Origin of the sequence: Thermoanaerobacter kivui, from assembly GCF_000763575.1 — a bacterium.
In the GTDB taxonomy this organism is placed as follows: Bacteria; Bacillota; Thermoanaerobacteria; order Thermoanaerobacterales; family Thermoanaerobacteraceae; genus Thermoanaerobacter; species Thermoanaerobacter kivui.
The window spans coordinates 671,013-687,854 of record NZ_CP009170.1 but is presented as its reverse complement, the minus strand read 5'-3'; the positions used below and the strand labels follow the sequence as shown (position 1 = coordinate 687,854).

Annotated in this window: 15 protein-coding genes and 2 pseudogenes; 6 read left to right on the top strand and 11 right to left on the bottom strand. The window is 32.5% G+C overall.

Annotation, left to right across the window (positions count from 1 at the left end):
- Positions 1–6: 6 nt before the first annotated feature.
- The 4 genes and pseudogenes from TKV_RS03390 to yfcE all read right to left on the bottom strand — a co-directional run bounded on the left by TKV_RS03390 (position 7) and on the right by yfcE (position 4,145).
- Positions 7–1,159, bottom strand: a protein-coding gene (locus tag TKV_RS03390) for an IS3 family transposase (RefSeq protein ID WP_394213803.1) whose coding sequence is annotated in 2 segments (ribosomal slippage) — positions 7–889 and positions 888–1,159 — 1,155 coding nt in all. Because the reading frame shifts where the segments join, the coding sequence is not laid out codon by codon here.
- A 241-nt stretch (positions 1,160–1,400) separates the two neighbouring features.
- Positions 1,401–2,852, bottom strand: a complete 1,452-nt coding sequence (locus TKV_RS03380) for an RtcB family protein (protein WP_173402322.1) — start codon at positions 2,850–2,852, stop codon at positions 1,401–1,403.
- A 270-nt stretch (positions 2,853–3,122) separates the two neighbouring features.
- Positions 3,123–3,587: pseudogene (locus TKV_RS03375) on the bottom strand (aldo/keto reductase); the annotation flags it as partial.
- Between the two features lie 3 nt (positions 3,588–3,590).
- Positions 3,591–4,145 (bottom strand): phosphodiesterase, encoded by a 555-nt coding sequence (gene yfcE, locus TKV_RS03370; RefSeq protein ID WP_049684750.1) that lies wholly within the window; start codon positions 4,143–4,145, stop codon positions 3,591–3,593.
- 292 nt (positions 4,146–4,437) lie between these two features.
- Here yfcE and TKV_RS03365 point away from each other — a divergent pair, with 292 nt between their 5' ends.
- From TKV_RS03365 to TKV_RS03355, 3 genes are read left to right on the top strand one after another with little or no spacing between them, the layout of a single operon-like run.
- Positions 4,438–4,983: a LemA family protein gene (locus TKV_RS03365; RefSeq protein WP_049684749.1), complete on the top strand. Its 546-nt coding sequence runs from the start codon at positions 4,438–4,440 to the stop codon at positions 4,981–4,983.
- Positions 4,984–5,003: 20 nt separating this feature from the next.
- Positions 5,004–5,903, top strand: a complete 900-nt coding sequence (gene htpX, locus TKV_RS03360) for a zinc metalloprotease HtpX (protein ID WP_049684748.1) — start codon at positions 5,004–5,006, stop codon at positions 5,901–5,903.
- Between the two features lie 40 nt (positions 5,904–5,943).
- Complete coding sequence (locus TKV_RS03355; RefSeq protein WP_049684747.1) at positions 5,944–6,957, top strand: DUF7309 domain-containing protein; 1,014 nt, start codon at positions 5,944–5,946, stop codon at positions 6,955–6,957.
- A 99-nt stretch (positions 6,958–7,056) separates the two neighbouring features.
- Here the strand turns inward: TKV_RS03355 and TKV_RS12730 are convergent.
- The 3 genes and pseudogenes from TKV_RS12730 to TKV_RS12995 form a co-directional block, all read right to left on the bottom strand.
- A pseudogene (locus TKV_RS12730) lies at positions 7,057–7,515 on the bottom strand (methyl-accepting chemotaxis protein); the annotation flags it as partial.
- A 131-nt stretch (positions 7,516–7,646) separates the two neighbouring features.
- Positions 7,647–8,603: a heme NO-binding domain-containing protein gene (locus TKV_RS12725; RefSeq protein ID WP_052392245.1), complete on the bottom strand. Its 957-nt coding sequence runs from the start codon at positions 8,601–8,603 to the stop codon at positions 7,647–7,649.
- A gap of 4 nt (positions 8,604–8,607) precedes the next feature.
- The gene (locus TKV_RS12995) at positions 8,608–8,754 is read right to left on the bottom strand and encodes a heme NO-binding domain-containing protein (RefSeq protein ID WP_158506592.1); all 147 of its coding nucleotides are present in this window, start codon (positions 8,752–8,754) and stop codon (positions 8,608–8,610) included.
- A 217-nt stretch (positions 8,755–8,971) separates the two neighbouring features.
- On the opposite strand from TKV_RS12995, the gene TKV_RS03345 reads away from it, so the two are divergent.
- Positions 8,972–9,412 (top strand): RDD family protein, encoded by a 441-nt coding sequence (locus TKV_RS03345; RefSeq protein ID WP_052392244.1) that lies wholly within the window; start codon positions 8,972–8,974, stop codon positions 9,410–9,412.
- Positions 9,413–9,433: 21 nt separating this feature from the next.
- Positions 9,434–9,772, top strand: coding sequence for a TM2 domain-containing protein (locus TKV_RS03340; protein ID WP_049684745.1), 339 nt, complete (start codon positions 9,434–9,436; stop codon positions 9,770–9,772).
- A gap of 34 nt (positions 9,773–9,806) precedes the next feature.
- Here the strand turns inward: TKV_RS03340 and TKV_RS03335 are convergent, their stop codons facing one another.
- From TKV_RS03335 to TKV_RS03325, 3 genes are all read right to left on the bottom strand, one after another.
- On the bottom strand, positions 9,807–11,120 hold the full coding sequence (locus tag TKV_RS03335) for a hypothetical protein (RefSeq protein WP_049686192.1): 1,314 nt from the start codon (positions 11,118–11,120) through the stop codon (positions 9,807–9,809).
- Between the two features lie 13 nt (positions 11,121–11,133).
- A complete protein-coding gene (locus TKV_RS03330) occupies positions 11,134–13,524 on the bottom strand; it encodes an AAA family ATPase (protein WP_049684744.1) in 2,391 nt (796 codons plus the stop codon).
- 112 nt (positions 13,525–13,636) lie between these two features.
- Positions 13,637–14,719: an Rpn family recombination-promoting nuclease/putative transposase gene (locus TKV_RS03325; protein WP_049684743.1), complete on the bottom strand. Its 1,083-nt coding sequence runs from the start codon at positions 14,717–14,719 to the stop codon at positions 13,637–13,639.
- Between the two features lie 283 nt (positions 14,720–15,002).
- Between TKV_RS03325 and TKV_RS03320 the strand changes: the two genes are divergently transcribed.
- The gene (locus TKV_RS03320) at positions 15,003–15,578 is read left to right on the top strand and encodes a Uma2 family endonuclease (protein ID WP_049684742.1); all 576 of its coding nucleotides are present in this window, start codon (positions 15,003–15,005) and stop codon (positions 15,576–15,578) included.
- A gap of 82 nt (positions 15,579–15,660) precedes the next feature.
- On the opposite strand, the gene TKV_RS03315 is transcribed toward TKV_RS03320, so the two are convergent.
- Complete coding sequence (locus tag TKV_RS03315; RefSeq protein ID WP_049684741.1) at positions 15,661–16,815, bottom strand: plasmid pRiA4b ORF-3 family protein; 1,155 nt, start codon at positions 16,813–16,815, stop codon at positions 15,661–15,663.
- Between the last annotated feature and the right edge of the window lie 27 nt (positions 16,816–16,842).

Below are 16,842 nucleotides of genomic sequence, written 5' to 3'. Positions count from 1 at the left end.
GCAGATTTAACCAGCTTGCACAAGAATATTAGATTTTCCGTAGTAATATTCAGAAGGTGTTCTATTCCCTAATGACTGGTGTGGTCTCTTGTTGTTGTAGTATTCAATATACTCTTGTGTTATTTTTCTTAGCTGATGCCCAGTTTCACAGTCTTCCAGGTAGAGTTTCTCCCACTTATAGCTCCTGAAAAATCGCTCTATACGATGATTGTCCAATGCTCTACCTTTACTATCCATAGATATTTTTATCTTATTTTCTTTCAGCAAGTTTATATAGTCTTCACATGTAAATTGTGAACCTTGATCACTGTTTATGATTTCTGGTGCTCCATGCCGCTTTATGGCTTTTTTGAGTGTATCAATGACGAATGTATGTTCAAGTGTATTAGACAGCCCATATCCTACAATATACCTGGAATACCAGTCTATAATGGCTACTAAGTACATAAAACCTCGTTTCATCCGACAATATGTTATATCTATTGACCATACTTGATTAGGATGATCAATGTATAGTCCTTTCAATAAGTATGGATAGATGTATTTGCTATGCAGTCTCTTACTAAGATTTGGTCCAGGGCAAAATCCGTGTATGCCCATCTCCCGCATGTAACGGCGAGTCCTTTTACGGTTGATAAGAATTCCATAATCCCTCCTTAGTATAGTTGTCATTCTGCGATATCCATATTCGGGATGGGCTGTATAGACCTCATCAATGATACGCTTAATCATGTACTCTTCATCGCTTATTGGCACAGGCTTGTAATAAAGACTTGTGCGATTAATGCTTAAGAGCTCAGCCTGTCTGCTAATACTAAGCTTTTTATCACCCCTATCAATCATTTTCATGCGTTCCTCACGAGATTTAGAATTGGCCAGATTTTTTTTTAAGCCAGGCATTCTCATAAGAGAGCTGCCCTATTTGTTTCAATAATTCCTCCTTCTCCTTTTCATATGATTTTTTGACCTTTTCTAACTCGTCGGTTTCTTTGGCAAATACCTTTGCTGCATTATTGACAAATTCTGCTTTCCAGCGACTAATCATATTCGGATGTATTTCATATTCAGCAGCAATTTCATTAAGCGTTTTTTCTTCTCGTAATACATCTAATACAATTTTTGCTTTTTGTTCTGGTGTAAAATTTCTTCTCTTATTCATAACTATATTCTAACTTATTTTTGACTTTTTGTCTGTCTAGTTTTCTGGTATCATTATATCACTTCAATTAAACTTTCTTAAACAAAATATTTATATTTTTATATTTTAATTTTAATATTTAATTAAAAAAGTATCAATCATCCAACAAAGCTCATAAGAAGCATCACATTTAAAACCGTCACTATAATTCCTATAGTCCACAACAATACCTTATAAAGCGATGTATTTGCAAACTTACCCATTAATCTGCGCCTTTTACAACTGCAAGAGGCACAAATCGAGCAACAGGTATAGTAATTTCTCTTTTCTCAAGAACAGACACAACCTCTTCTACGTCTTTGTAAGCAAGTGGCGACTCATCAGCGATATCTTTATAAGACCGAACATTGTATACTACATCCCCCATAGCCTTTTCAAATTCCTCTTTACTGATTTTTTTAGCCTTATTTCGTGAAAGCTTTCGTCCTGCTCCGTGATTTACAGAATAAAAGGTCTCTGCCGCTTTTTCTGTGCCAACCACCACATAAGAACCTGTACCCATACTACCGGGAATAAGAGCAGGATGTCCTGATTCTTTGTAAAAAGAAGGATTCTGAGAATGTCCTGCTGGTAAAGCCCTTGTGGCTCCTTTTCTGTGGACAAGAAGCCTCTTACCGCCATGTACTTCCCATTTAGCAATATTGTGAGCAACGTCATATACAAGTTGGAACCCCATAGACTCCTCAGACTTTTTCAAAACATCCTCAAAAGCCCTTATCACATCAAACATGATTATCTGCCTGTTTGAAAAAGCAAAGTTCACTGCAGCTGCCATCGCTTTATAATACGCTTTGCCCTCTTTCGAATCAATAGGAGCCGCAGCAAGTCCCTTTTCAGGAACCTCAATTCCGTATTTTTTCGCCGCTTCCCAAAGGATTTTGGTGTAATCTGTAGCAATCTGATGCCCAAATCCGCGGCTTCCCGTGTGAATCATAACGACAATTTGCCCTTTAAAAAGCCCAAATTGTCTTGCCAATTTTTCATCCAAAATAGAATCAACTCGCTGAATCTCTATGAAGTGATTGCCTCCTCCTAAAGTGCCAAGTTGTTCTTCGCCTCTTTCCTGTGCTTCCTTTGATACCGCAGAAAGATCAGCTCCTTCAAGCTTTCCTCCCTCTTCAATATACTCCAGATCTGATTTTTTTCCAAAACCAGCTTTAATAACCGCTTCTACCCCTCTGTGCACTACATCATCAAAAATTACCCGTGTAATACCCTTGTGTTTTCCCTTTTTCCCTATGCCTGTAGGAACATAATACTCGATCCGTTCTATAAGCTTATATAAAAGCTCTTTATTAAAATACGCTGCTTCAAGATTAGTTTTCAAAAGCCTTACGCCACAATTAATATCATACCCTACTGCTCCAGTTGAAATGACCCCTTTCTCCTCTATTGCCATAACTCCTCCTATAGGAAGCCCAAACCCCTCATGGATATCCGGCATACCTATAACAGGTTCCACAACTCCGGGAAGACTAGCAGCATTGACAAGCTGCCTTAAAGACTGGTCTTCATATAAAAGCTCTTTTAACGTATCATTCACATATATTACAGCATCCACTCTCATTTTTCCAAACTTGGGAATTCGCCATCGATTAATCCCATCTTTTAGAACTGTATACCCCTGTATAACTTCTACCCCATAGGGAGTCACTCCCTTCTTCTCATTATTCCCCTACAATTAACAAATAGAAGCATATTATCATCTATATTACAATCTTTTCAATTGTCCTGCCATTTCCTTCTTAATTCCATTATATCACACTTTACTTCACTTTTAAGTATTCACAATACTCTGTGATACCCGAGGAGAAGCAAAAAATTCTCTAAAGCACTCTAACCAGATTCATTACAAAAAAGGTACTAATTGCTTAGTACCTTTTTGTAAACTTTATTTTCTTTATCACAAAAATAATACTCGCCTTTATGGTAATTTATTTCCTGCAGCTCTATATAACTCATACCATTCCTCTCTTGTAAGTTCAATCTCTGATGCTTTGCATATATCTTTCAATCGAGCAGGATTTGTCGTACCAACAATAGGTTGTATCTTTGCTGGATGTCTTAAAATCCATGCAATAGGTATAGCAATACTTGGCACACCCTTTTTAGCAGCAATTTCGTCAATTTTGTCATTAAGTTCTTTAAATTTTTCGTTATCTAAAAAAGTGCCTTCAAAAAATCCATATTGGAACGGTGACCATGCTTGTATCGTAATATTCTTTAACCTGCAATACTCCAAAACATTGCCATCTCTATCTATAGACTGATCTATTTTCATATTCACATTAAAACCAGAATCTATTATACCTTTATGCATAATACTAAACTGCAATTGGTTTATAATAAGCTTTTGGTTTAAATACTTACTAAGCAGTTCTAAACTTACATATCATTCCAAAAACAAAATATCTTTTCCGCTTTCCAAATCAATTATATGAACACTTCCACTTTCAACTTCAATAAATCCTACCGAATTAATCTTATCTTCCCGTTTGCTGAGAGATGTAGAACCAGGATTAATCACCACACAATTTTCAATCTTTTTTATTAAAGGAATATGCGTGTGCCCAATTATAAAATAATCTAATTTATACTTCTTAACCAACTTATGTATATCTTCATCAGAAATATTATGGCCATGTTGAATCATAAATCTTTTCCCCTCAATGAAAGCAAAGACATACGGTGTTTGTATAGGTACATCAAGCATCATTTGGTCAACATAAGCATCACAATTCCCTTCTGCAATCAAAATTGGAACGGGAGAGGCATTTACAGCATCAGCAAGTTTTTTCGGGTCATATCCTTCGGGAATTGGATTACGCGGTCCATGATACAATACATCCCCTGCATGTAAAATAATATCCGAATCCTTTAAAAAATCCCACGCCTTTTCCCATGACCTATAATCTCCATGAGTGTCACTTATAACACCAATTTTCATATAATATCACCCTACCTTTCTACATCTTAATTTTAATTTTACCATTTTATAAAGCAAATTCCAATACAAATAGACATACTCTGACAAAAGTAATCTAACCCCATTTTGGAACGCCGGATACCAAAGTTATATTCTGTTGCATGTATAATAGATATATAATATAATGAAACTAAGAAAGATTTAAGAAAACACAGAATATAAAAGCTATTAAAATGTCAAACTTAGTGTAAGAAATTAAAGGAGCAAATATGGTAGGTCAGAAATTTATAATGAATATGAAGGAGGAAATCAAATGATATGGATAATTTTAGGTATCGTAGCAGTTATAGTTTTGTGGTTTATTATGACTTACAATAGTTTTATTAATTTGAAAAACAGAGTAGAAAATGCTTGGGCGCAAATAGATGTACAGTTAAAGAGAAGATATGACCTTATACCTAACCTTGTGAATACAGTAAAAGGATATGCTGCTCATGAAAAAGAGATTTTTGAAAATTTAGGAGAATTAAGGGCTAAGGCAATGGGAGCTCAATCAGTAAAAGAAGTAGGAGATACTAATAATCAGATTACACAAGCTCTTAAGACAATTTTTGCTGTTGCAGAAAATTATCCAGAATTAAAGGCAAATGAGAATTTTTTAAAACTCCAAGAAGAATTAACTAATACAGAAAATAAAATTGCTTTTGCAAGACAGTTTTATAATGATATAGTCATGCAGTACAATGCAGCACAACAGAGAATCCCTGCTTCTATTGTTGCAAATATGATGAGATTAACACCCAAGGAATATTATCCTGTTGATGAAGGTGAAAGAGGACCTATTAATGTTCAGTTTTGATTAACGAGGGTGTGAGTGTAATGTCTAGAAAAACTCTATATGAACTTCAAGCAGAAAATGTAAGGAAAACTTATCTATTTATAGTCACATTTTCTCTTATACTTTTTGCTATAGGTTATTTTTTTGTATGGTATTTCAACTGGGGACTTACAGGAATAGTTCTTTTAGCAATTTTTATTGTGCTGTATAATTGGATAGCGTATGAACAGTCGGATAAAATAGCTCTTGCGTCGGTGGGAGCCATCCCGGCACATCCGGAAGAATATTATGTTCTTCATAATATTGTGGAAGAAGTTGCTCTCGCAGCAGGTATACCAAAGCCCAATGTTTATATAATGGAAGAATCCCAACCTAATGCTTTTGCTACGGGCAAAGACCCAAAGCATGCTTCTGTTTGTGTCACAACCGGTCTACTTCAAATGATGAATAGAGAAGAGCTCCAAGGAGTAATAGCTCATGAAATATCTCACATCAGAAATAGAGATATACTTTTGATGACGGTTGTTGCAGTTGTTGCAGGACTTATAATTTTACTCAGGGATGTAATGCTAAGAAGTATGTGGTGGGGAATGGGAGAAAGCAGAAGAAGAGATAAAAATGACAATGGAGCTATAATTCTCCTCATTATTGGGCTTATTTTTTCTATTATTGCTCCTCTTATTGTATTAATTATAAGGTCTGCAATTTCAAGACAAAGAGAATATTTGGCAGATGCAACTGGTGCCTATATTGTAAGAGATCCCTATGGTCTTGCATCAGCTCTTGAAAAAATAGGTAGTTATACTAGACCCATGAGAGTTACCTCTGACGCAACAGCTCATTTGTTTATATCAAATCCTTTCGGAAGAGCGGAAAAGTTATTTGCAACTCATCCACCAATTGAAGAGAGAATTAAGAGGTTGAAGAGCCTTACAATGTAAAAGACATAAGAAAATTTTATAAGGAAGGGTGTAAATAGTAATGAAAGAAAAAGCGACATTAGAAGAGTGGAAAGAATTGTATGAGGTAGCTGTTAAAATAAAGGAATTAAATCCTTGGAAATATTTTTGGGATGTAGATATAATAACATTAATTTTGCCAGAAAATGAAGAACCAGTATATTGTAGTGTAATGGGAAGAGGAGGAGAATTTTACGGTATAGGTTTTTATTTTGGGTTTGATGCTTTGGATAATTTTTACAAAATTATTGAGACTACTGATATGCCACCACAGCAAATTCAGCGATTTCAAGAAGATAATGTAATTATATGCTATTTTGGGGATAGAGAAGAGTTGTTTAAAGAAGAATTGCAAATTGTAAAAGACCTGGGATTGAAGTTTAGAGGTAGGAATAACTGGATCTATTTTAGATCTTTCAAGAAAGGATATGCTCCTTATATTTTGAATAAAGAAGAAGTATTAAAACAGACAGCAATAATGAGACATTTATTACAAGCACTAAAAAATTACATTGAAGAAAATATTGTAGTTAACTTCGAAGAGGGAGAAACTCTAGTTCATAAATACGATGAGCAAAAAAATCAATGGGTTACTTTAGCAGCTCCCCTTTTGTTACCCCAAAGAAAATATTTAATCCCTATATTAAAAGATGAGCTTCTTTTATCAAGAATGGCAAAGCAACCAACTACTTCTGCCGAAATAGAAGTTGATATAGCGTACTTGAATACCATAATTAGAGATAAAGAATATGATAGACCAATTGCAGGGAGAATTTGTATTCTTGCTGATTCTAAATCAGGGATGATAATAGATCAACATATTCTTTCTCCAGAAGATAATGAAGTACAATATGTTTTTGATATGGTAATTCCATATATTTTAAATATGGGTAAACCAAAGAAAATATTTGTAAGAGATGAATATTTATTTCATTTATTAGTCGATTTGTGTGAAAGGACTAAAATTGGTTTGTATATAAAGAGCCGATTAAATGCGATTGATTATTTCATAGAAGAATTTGTAAACTTTAGATAGGGAGCAGGATTTTATCTGCTCTTCTGTTACCAAAAAAATAAAGACACTCCTTTTCATAGTACCTTTATTTCAAGAACTTATCTAAATCCTCTATTTTATCTATCTCAAATATATTATCAACAATGAAGAAGCAGAATTTTCTTCTGATATAGCTGCCAAATTTTCAAGATGACTAAATACCTCTGAAAGTTCCTCAGCCTCCTTATAAAGCTTATCGGCTGAATCCATAATTATTTTTGATATATTGGCTACTTTCTCTGTAGCTTCTTTATTGTTATTTACAACACCTTCTAATATTGCAATGCTCTTTTTTAGCTTTTCAAATTGAGCACTAATTTTCTCAGCCAAATTCTCTACTTGCCCAGTAAAACTTAACAAACTATCTGTGATTGTCTTTACTGCATTTTTAGAATCTTCTGCTAAATTCCTGACTTCTTCGGCAACAACTGCAAAGCCTCTGCCTGCCTCACCAGCTCTTGCAGCTTCAATGGCTGCATTTAATGCAAGCAAATTTGTCTGATCTGAAATCTGCTCAACTGTTGTGACTATCTTCATAATATCTTTAGCATTGTCAGATAAGATTTTACCCATTTCATAAATACTTGAAAAATCACTTTCAACTTGTGACAAATCTTCAGATACATAGGTTATATCATTGTTTGTCTTTTTACTATTACCTATAGAATCCTCTAATTTTTCGTTACTTTTTTCTCTATCTCTGCTATTTCATTAATTTTCTTAATATTTTCATCTAATATACCAACAGCTTTTTCTATCTCTTCTGCCTGGCTTACCGTAGATGTTGCAACATCATGGACAACTCCCGATATATCATCTGAAACTTTTTCCATGTTTTTGGCAATCTGATTAAACTTCTGTGTGAAATTATACATATCGTCAGTTCCGCCTTTTAAGAAGAGCATATCCTTTTTTATATTGTCCTTTAGCTCATTTAACTCTTTAGATATTGTCTCATAAATATCTCCACTTTTTATTTTAAACTCATCTTCAAAATTTCTACTCTTTAATATTTTTATAAAGTCCTGAAAGCTTTTTATTGGCGAATTAATAATATATGATGTGGCATACGTTATAAAACCAATTATTATTGCACCAGTTGTTGCATCTACTATATTCCAAGAAGATACAACCCCTAAAACCAAAAAACTTGCTAAAAAGCTTACAAAGCTTGTTTTTAAAGATACACTTTTCATAATCCCTAAACCAAAAATCTTACTTAAAAGATTTTTCTTATAAACAAATACAGGCTTACTAAACTTAATATGTACTTTTAAGTGTGCATTGCCGTCTTTTTCTTCTCGCGAAATCTCTTTTACAGTTATATCTTCTTTAAAAAATTTAGAGCTGCCTTCAATAAGACCTAAAAAATAATCATAAAGTTTTCTTTTTGATATGTACTCCATCTCTATAGTATCAACAGAAACAGGTCTTACTAAAAGCCTCGGTGGATTAGCACCTTTTGTCATTTTTGTAAGTTGCAAATGCACTTCATCCATCATTGACAAAAAGTTCACAAGTTTTCTCCCTGTAAAATATGAAGGAAACCATTCACTAAAATTATTAATATTTTGCCTCCCCACTTTTCTCCAAATCTCATTAACAGGAACACCAACCTTTTTACTCACAGCGTCAAATACATCTTTGATTTTTATCTTCTAAAGGGGTAATAACATGATTAATATCCCAACCAAGACTTTCTAGTACATTATCAACTAAATCTTCACCATATAAATTTTTTAAGCTTTTAATCCACGTTCCTACAACTGTCCCCTTCATTTCCTCACTCCCCATTTTATTATTCAAAGTATGCAATTATCATAAATATTATCGACAAAAAATAACTTTAGTTTAGCAAAAAGATTTCTTCATCAAAATTAAATTTTATTGACAAGAAAAGATAGTTAATATATTATTTTTTTAAATACAAAAATTTTTAGAAAGGAGGATTTAAGTATTATTTAATGTTATTTTATCTTTAAGAGGTGCATATTTAATGGAATATGCTGGTTTTTGGAGAAGATTTACAGCTTATTTTTTAGACAATGTTATTCTGGCCTTTGCAGAATTAGTATTCCTTTTTGTTTTAGGTTTAGTTTTACAACTAACAGGTATCACTGATTCAATAAACAAAGATGAGACCTCACAAATTATTGCTGGCACCTTTTTATTAATATTAATAATAATAGTGAATTGGCTTTATTTCTCTTTGATGGAATCCTCAAAATTTCAAGCTACCGTGGGTAAAATAGCCCTAAATATTAAAGTAGTAGATTATGAAGGTAAAAAAATCTCTTTTAAATTAGCAACAATAAGATATTTTTCAAAGCTATTATCAGCATTAATTCTCTTCATAGGTTTTTTTATGGCTGGCTTTACAAAGCGCAAGCAGGCTTTACATGACCTTATTGCAAAAACAACAGTTATTAAAAATTAATTTAAAGGGAGGTCTAATTGTATGGATAATAATATGTACATAAAAAATCAATTAACAGAAAAACAACTATCAATTCTAAATCAGGAATTTAAAAAAAGAAAAAGAAATCCTGTAGTAGCTTGGCTTTTGTGGTTCTTTTTAGGTGGATTAGGAGCACATAGATTTTATCTTGGTAAAACAACATCCGGTGTAATTTTATTACTGGTAACTATTTTAACTGTTTGGTGGACTTTTGGAATACCAACTTTTATTTGGTTGGTAGTAGACGCATTCTTAATGAACAGTATGATTCGAACCAAAAATAACGAAATAGAAAGTCAAATTATAAATCAGATAAAAAGTATGCAACCTGCAGAATAAAAAAAGGGGTCAAATTTGTCTCCTTTTTTATCCATCATATAGACTGCAATAATATGTTTTTATCACTTGTTTTATAAACATTTACAATTTCACCTTCTAAGAATAAAAACTTAATATCATCAACAAACAAAATACCTCCTACCTCTATTTCACTTTGTGGATTGTCAAAAACGTACATGCCTTTTATTGACTTTTCCTTTATATAATAAACATACTCCAAAAGCTCTTTTAATCCCTGTATCATGTAATCCCTGTCTGTAGTATATTTTACTTCCCCAATGATAATCTTTTTTATCTTACCAGTATTTCTGTCGACAACTTCCACAAGAATATCAGGCCGACCGCTCCATAAACTGTCAGATAAAAAAGCGCTGTTGTCCTCAAAAAGTTTTGCTGCTATTCTAGAGGTATTCTTGGCAACCTCAATACTTCTTCTAAAATACTCATTTTCAATATTTTTTACTTCTTCAAAGTCTATTCGGAATATTAGTCTTCCGGAGCCGGTACTATTGTGGTAAACGTTATATAAAAAATTACCCTGTTCCCAAGAAGCTACTTTATTATTGCCACCGTCCACAATATGCATTTTGGCATTGGAGGTATTGTCCTTTATAAGCCTAATGACCCAATAAAGCTCAAAGAGCACATTTTCATTTACAATTTCTACAAAAGTATTTCGGAATAGGTCTATGACCTCTCCTTCGTCTACAAAATTTACTAACCTCTTGTATTTCCTCAACAATTCCGCTGCCTCTTTGTAAAGTTTATTTCTATTTTTAGCAACATCTTCAATCATTCTATGGCTTACTTTTATCCCTTCAATATTTATTCTGCTAAGATAAATATTCTTTTCGTATATTTCCTTTATAATCCGATTTATTTCATAACCTTCTCTATACCACTCATAGTTTACAAATCGTTCCATTTTAACTTCTACAAAAATAATATTGTACAGTACTTCTATAAATTTTTTTAAAACTATGTTTTCTTTGGTGTTATAAAGCTTGTCCCTTTCTCTGTAGCTAAAAAGAGTTTTATCCTTATAGTAGGTATTTAGTCTTTGAAACATAGTTTTAGACCAATCTATGGCACCTTTAATCCGGTCGCGGCCAGTCTCTTGATATAAATCGGTAGAAACTGTCAGTCTTCTAATCATTTGAGGTAGATTTAAAATATAATCCTTCACTTTCTCATCCAGCAAAAAATGTATCTTGATTAAATCTTCAATTCTGTCTATGTTTAAATTTATTTTATTGAGAAAAGGCCGAGGAGAAAATACGCCGGATTTCAAATATGCAATCAAATCCGCACTTATGGCATCCAGTAATTCTTCCTTGCTGGTTTTCACCCCTAACATCCCCTTATACACCGAAAAAGTCCTCGATGAAACTGTCTAGTCTTTTCCTTTGCTCTATATTTATAAAATCTTTAATACTACATCCATACAGTTCCTCGGCAAATTTTTTTATCTCATTGACCATAAGCCCCTCAAATTGAGGCAACACGTAAAGTATTATAGCTGAAGTGTAATCCCCCTCTTCGCTCACATACTTGGCAATGTCTTTAATAATAGCAGGACCAATTTTTCGGTATTTATTTATTATACTCCAAACTTCAGCCAAACCTTCTTTTAAATCCACGTTGTTAATAACCCTATCCTCTATGCCCCATATATTCAAATATCTTTCTATAAGGTCTTTATCAATATTTTGGGGCACTCCTACAGGAATAAAAGCAAACCTCCTCATAAACGCATAGCTCATTTCATATAAAGAAGTTTTGTCATAAGTGTTTATCGTTCCAATAATTCGAAAATCCTTAGGGATTATATATTCATAATCATTTGGCTCTATTTTTTCGTTATCTTGCTGTGGCCTTAAAACTATATTATTTCCTGATTTTGATTTAAAGCTTAACGTTACTTTATCTCCTGTCAGAGCAGAAAAAAGAGAACCAAAAGCCTTATCAATATCAGCCCTATTGATTTCATCTATAATAAGCCACTTATTTGTAGGGGCATTATTTTTCTTATCCTTAAAAAGGCGCAAAAATATACCTTCATCAAAATACAAAGTTCCATCTACCTCAGGCCTATAACCCCCAATAGTGTCATAGGTAGACCAATCAGACATAGCTGTCACCATTTCATAATCTACTTCATAGCTTTCACATATTTCCTTAGCCAACTTAGACTTACCTGTGCCAGGAGGTCCTACAAGAATTATGTGTTTACCTGATTTCAAGGCAGTAGATATTCGCTTTGCCAAGATATCGGCATCCTCAAAAAATAACTTTCTGATCTTGATTTCTTTATTAAAATCAACCCCCAAGCTTATCACATCTTCTGAGATATTTTCACCATCGTCTTTAGCAACATTGTCACCATTATCCGCTTTTACTTGAGTAGATTCATTTATTTCCTTAAACCTGTCAAAAACTTCAACAAATTTCTTTTCCATTTTGTTGTACGTAAACTCCTCTACATCATTAACACTATCAATATCATCTTTTATCACTTCATCAATCTTTCTAAGATTAGAACCAATATACAGACCATATGAAATCTCTTTGTTTTCAAGGCTAAAAAACAATTGAGCCGAATCCTTGTGAGTATCTTTATCCTTGGAATATATGGCAAACCAAGATCTTGTACCACCAAAATTTTGTGGACCATAAAAGTCACAAATATATTCGTTTTCTTTGAAGTCATATCCTCTAAAAGTTTCAATAGATTTAACACTATCATAGATTTTCCTAAGCTCTATATTTATCTTTTTTTTGTATTTTTCATAATAAAATGGAAATAATATTTTAAAATTATTCCATGACTTTAATATGTCTTTTTTATGTTTGCTTGAAACTTTACTCTTTATTTCTTCCAAATCTTCAATACTTATACTCCCATCGTTTATTACTTTTTTGCAAACTTCAAACCTTATCTCATTTACTTTTTCTGTATCTCTATACCTATCATACATTTCCCCTATATAATCTCTGTCCAGTTTATTTATATAATCTATAAAAACTTTATCATCCCTGTTAAAAGAATCAAGTATTTTAGCATGTTCATAAAGATACCTTACACTAACCTTAACATACAAATCTTTATAACCGTCTTTCGGAGACATACAAAAAATAAAATCTTGGACATCCATCATATCAGGATTTTTTATGTAGTCCTTTTCTTTAAAATAATCAAGTAAAATAAGGCAAAGATTGTAGTAGGCAGAATATTTAGTAGGTATATCACCAAAAATTTCTTTAATACCAAAAGAATCCAGAAAATCCTTAAATATGCTATCTTTAAATAGGGGATATTTTCTCATATTAAATCCTGCTAACAAATATCCAAAAAGCGAAGTACCCAATTTAATTGACAAATTATAACTTTTAGCCGTATTTAAAAATCTTTCTATTCTATCGCCGACCTCTACCGATTCCTCATATAAATAATTTAACAACTCAGCTACTTCAACAGGTCTTTCTTTAGCATATTTATATAGGTCATCCAAATTACTCCAGTGAACAAAACTACCTCTTGGCGGATTTTTCTTCTGAAAATATTCGACTATTTCAATAATATTTTCAGAAGTAATCCTTTTATCTTTTAAATAATTATTCAGTTCACTTAAAATCTGTCTTTTGTATGCTTCATCATAAACATTAGTTTCCTTGAATTTTAAATACTCCTCAATAGCAATGTTAATATAATTGTCCTCAAACAATTTTCCTTTTAAATCCTCAATCTTCATCCTAAGTCCCCCTAAAACTACATCAATGTATGTTATATTATCTATTCTATAAATTTATTGAAAATCCTTTATATTTCCATAAAAAATAAAGACACTACCTTTCATAGTGCCCTTATTTCAAAAACTTATCTAAATCCTCTATCTTATCTATATCAAATATATTGTCAACAATATCCATCAACGTTTCCCTGTTTGCACCATCTATTTTCTTTACATATTCTTCAGGAACATTCCCAAATTTCTTCTCTAATAACTTAATAACAGTTACTCCTATTCCCTTCTCCATGCCTTTTTCTATTCCTTTTTCTATTCCTTTTTCTATTCCTTTTTCTATTCCTTTTTTTATCCCTTTTTTTATCCCTTTTTTAATACCCCTTTTCTCACGCTCTTTCATCTCTTGCAATATGGTCTTTTCAAGATTTGATATCATCTCTTCCACCTCCTTGTTTTCATCTATTATTCTTTCTATATTTTTTCTCTCTTCTTCTGGCATCCTTGCCATTAATATCTTTTTAAACCATGCTTTAAATAACAAAATCTCATCTTCATCCAATTTCTTTAACGTGTTTGACAATTCTCTAAGTCTTGTCATCATTTCTTCGAATTCTACCTTCTGTTCTAATAAAAATACAGACGCTATTAAATTCTCCAGCCTCAATAACTCCTCTTTCGTATACCTATTTACATCTATCAGTATATATTTAAAATCTACTGCATATTCTCCAAAAGTTTCATAAGAATTTAGGATTTCTTTATAGCTTGTCTTTGCTGTCCATTTACGACTCCCATTGTACAGTACTATCGGCACTATAACTGGTAATTCAAAATCTTTCCTTCTTGATTCTTTTTTTGGTACGTCTTTTAATATGCTTCTCCATATCTCTACCATGTATAAAAGTAACCTGTAGGGCATTTGATAGTCAACTGTTGATTGTAATTCCATCAGTATGTAAAATATCACTTCTTTATCTTTTAATTTTACTCTGTAAACCAAGTCTGCTTCTTTGTCCGCAAAGTCTTGTAATACAAATGACTTATCTACTTTAACTACATTTGCCTCGTCTACATCATTTACCCATTCCTGCTTTACAAAACTTCGTAATAACTCTATAAATACTCGCTTACTGGATAACAAAAACTTATACCCTTTGTCATGCTGATTGTGAATAGCTTCCTTTACATTTTTATTATCCATGGCATTCTGCTCCTTCTTAGTATCATTATATCTCATAAATGATAAGTTTTGAATAATAATTTTTCACTCTATCCTTATTTTACCATTTTATTTCTCAAAAAACTAGCATGAGCATCAAAAATTTCTACTGCATTGACAAGAGTAAAAATATTCTGTTGCAAGGAGAGTAACATGTATAATATAATGAAATCAAGAAAGAATTCCTAAGAATACAGAATATAAAAGCTGTATAAAAGCTATTAAAATGCCAAGCTTAATATAAAAATTACAAGGAGTGTCAATTATGTCTTTGCCAGAAAGAAAAAAAGTTTATACTTACGAGGATTATTTAAACTGGCCAGATGAACATAAAATAGAAATAATTGACGGACAGGTTTACTTGCACACTGTTCCACCAAGAATACATCAAGAAATTTCCGGAAGAATAGCCTATCAATTTTCTAATTACTTGAAAGATAAAAAATGTGAGGTTTATTTTGCACGTCTTGGAGTAAGGTTACCATCAGGTAATGAAAAAAGCGATAAAGAAATAACGACTGTTGTAGAACCTGATATTATAGTAGTCTGCGATAAATCAAAATTAGATGATCAAGGATGTAAAGGGACTCCTGATCTCATTGTTGAAATTACTTCTCCTTCTACTGCAAGGATAGATAAAGTAGAAAAATTTAACTTATATGAAAAACATGGAGTAAAAGAATACTGGATAGTAGAACCAGAAATAAAATTGGTAACAGTATTCCTGCTTCAGGAAAATGGTAGATACGGCAGGCCAAATATATACACGGAAGAAGATAAAATTAAAGTCTCTATTTTTGAAGACCTTGTAATAGACTTAAAAGATGTGCTCAACTATTAAAGTAATTCTTTTCTGGCACACTTTTTCTACAGAGCTTTGATAGTTAATCACTATCATAGAGTTAGTAATAACATTAAACCTTTCATAGTAAAAAAGAATCATACACAAATTTAATATTTTTATTTACTTCATCAATATTAAAATCCTTATATCCTTGATACTCGCCCCAAACCAGTGTACTCTCATACTCTGGATTATTTTTATCAGAAATTATTTCCAAAAATTTATCATAGCCATATTCACCGCCTACATCTTCAGGCGGGGCGTTTCCTTCTCCATCAACACAAATAGCATAATTTTTATCATAATCCTCTATCACTCTCTCTACTTCGATATAATGCCGCCAATTGTCTCCAAAATCATAAACATATTGCAGCCTTTTGTATTTTGGAATATACTCCGATAATCTTATCCCTTTTTCTAATTTCCTCTCTATACCATCTTCCCTTAGATAATCAAAGTCTTCATCATAGCTGACCAAATTTACAACTGGTTTATACCCCGCTTTATTATAAGCAGGATGATTAATAAATGAGATATCCTGCATCTCATCTCCGTAAATGAAAAATTCGTGAAGATGATAATCTAACCAGCCAAAAGCAGCCTGAAGTACTTTGTGAAACTGTGTAAATGTAGTATTTAAAGGAACGATAAGCCTGCGCCAAATATTATGATTCTCCATTTGAAGTGTCACTTTTAGTTCTACTGCCTTGCATTTAAAAATGGGTCTGCCTGCAAAAATTTCTAAATCTTTAAGCATTTCTTTGCCTGGAGATATATAACGTCCCCCCTCCTGTTTACCTACCCAATAGCGACTCGCTATTTTGCTCACAAAGGTTTGATAAATTGTATTGTCCAAAAGCAATTCTTCATAATAGGGTACTATATTACAAGCTGTATTTAATTTCCCTACATAACTACTATTTTTCGTTTTCCCATATACAATTTCTCCAGACTGTCTTAAATACTCATCTACAATATCTTCATCAATACATTCATCTAATAACGTCAGACGAATAGCATTTAAAATAATTTCATCAAGCCTTTTAAAGTCCCTTGCTTTAAGTCCATATAAAACAACTACATACCTGTTTTTATCATTTACAAGGACTACAGTCTTTCTTCGATTTAAGGTGATCAAATTTGCATGCCAAGAAAATAACAAATTTTCTTCTTCATACGTAACGGGTTTTCTCTCTATCACATCCAACAACTTTTTTGTACATTGTATTAACATAGCCTATCGCACCCATCTACATAAAAA

What these genes read in the sequence shown, in the direction of transcription:
- TKV_RS03315 (WP_049684741.1), bottom strand. Translation starts at nt 16,815, where the DNA reads ATGTTAATACAATGTACAAAAAAGTTGTTGGATGTGATAGAGAGAAAA.
- TKV_RS03330 (WP_049684744.1), bottom strand. Translation starts at nt 13,524, where the DNA reads ATGAAGATTGAGGATTTAAAAGGAAAATTGTTTGAGGACAATTATATT.
- TKV_RS03320 (WP_049684742.1), top strand. Translation starts at nt 15,003, where the DNA reads ATGTCTTTGCCAGAAAGAAAAAAAGTTTATACTTACGAGGATTATTTA.
- htpX (WP_049684748.1), top strand. Translation starts at nt 5,004, where the DNA reads ATGTCTAGAAAAACTCTATATGAACTTCAAGCAGAAAATGTAAGGAAA.
- TKV_RS03340 (WP_049684745.1), top strand. Translation starts at nt 9,434, where the DNA reads ATGGATAATAATATGTACATAAAAAATCAATTAACAGAAAAACAACTA.
- TKV_RS03365 (WP_049684749.1), top strand. Translation starts at nt 4,438, where the DNA reads ATGATATGGATAATTTTAGGTATCGTAGCAGTTATAGTTTTGTGGTTT.
- yfcE (WP_049684750.1), bottom strand. Translation starts at nt 4,145, where the DNA reads ATGAAAATTGGTGTTATAAGTGACACTCATGGAGATTATAGGTCATGG.
- TKV_RS12995 (WP_158506592.1), bottom strand. Translation starts at nt 8,754, where the DNA reads ATGAAGGGGACAGTTGTAGGAACGTGGATTAAAAGCTTAAAAAATTTA.
- TKV_RS03345 (WP_052392244.1), top strand. Translation starts at nt 8,972, where the DNA reads ATGGAATATGCTGGTTTTTGGAGAAGATTTACAGCTTATTTTTTAGAC.
- TKV_RS03325 (WP_049684743.1), bottom strand. Translation starts at nt 14,719, where the DNA reads ATGGATAATAAAAATGTAAAGGAAGCTATTCACAATCAGCATGACAAA.
- TKV_RS03355 (WP_049684747.1), top strand. Translation starts at nt 5,944, where the DNA reads ATGAAAGAAAAAGCGACATTAGAAGAGTGGAAAGAATTGTATGAGGTA.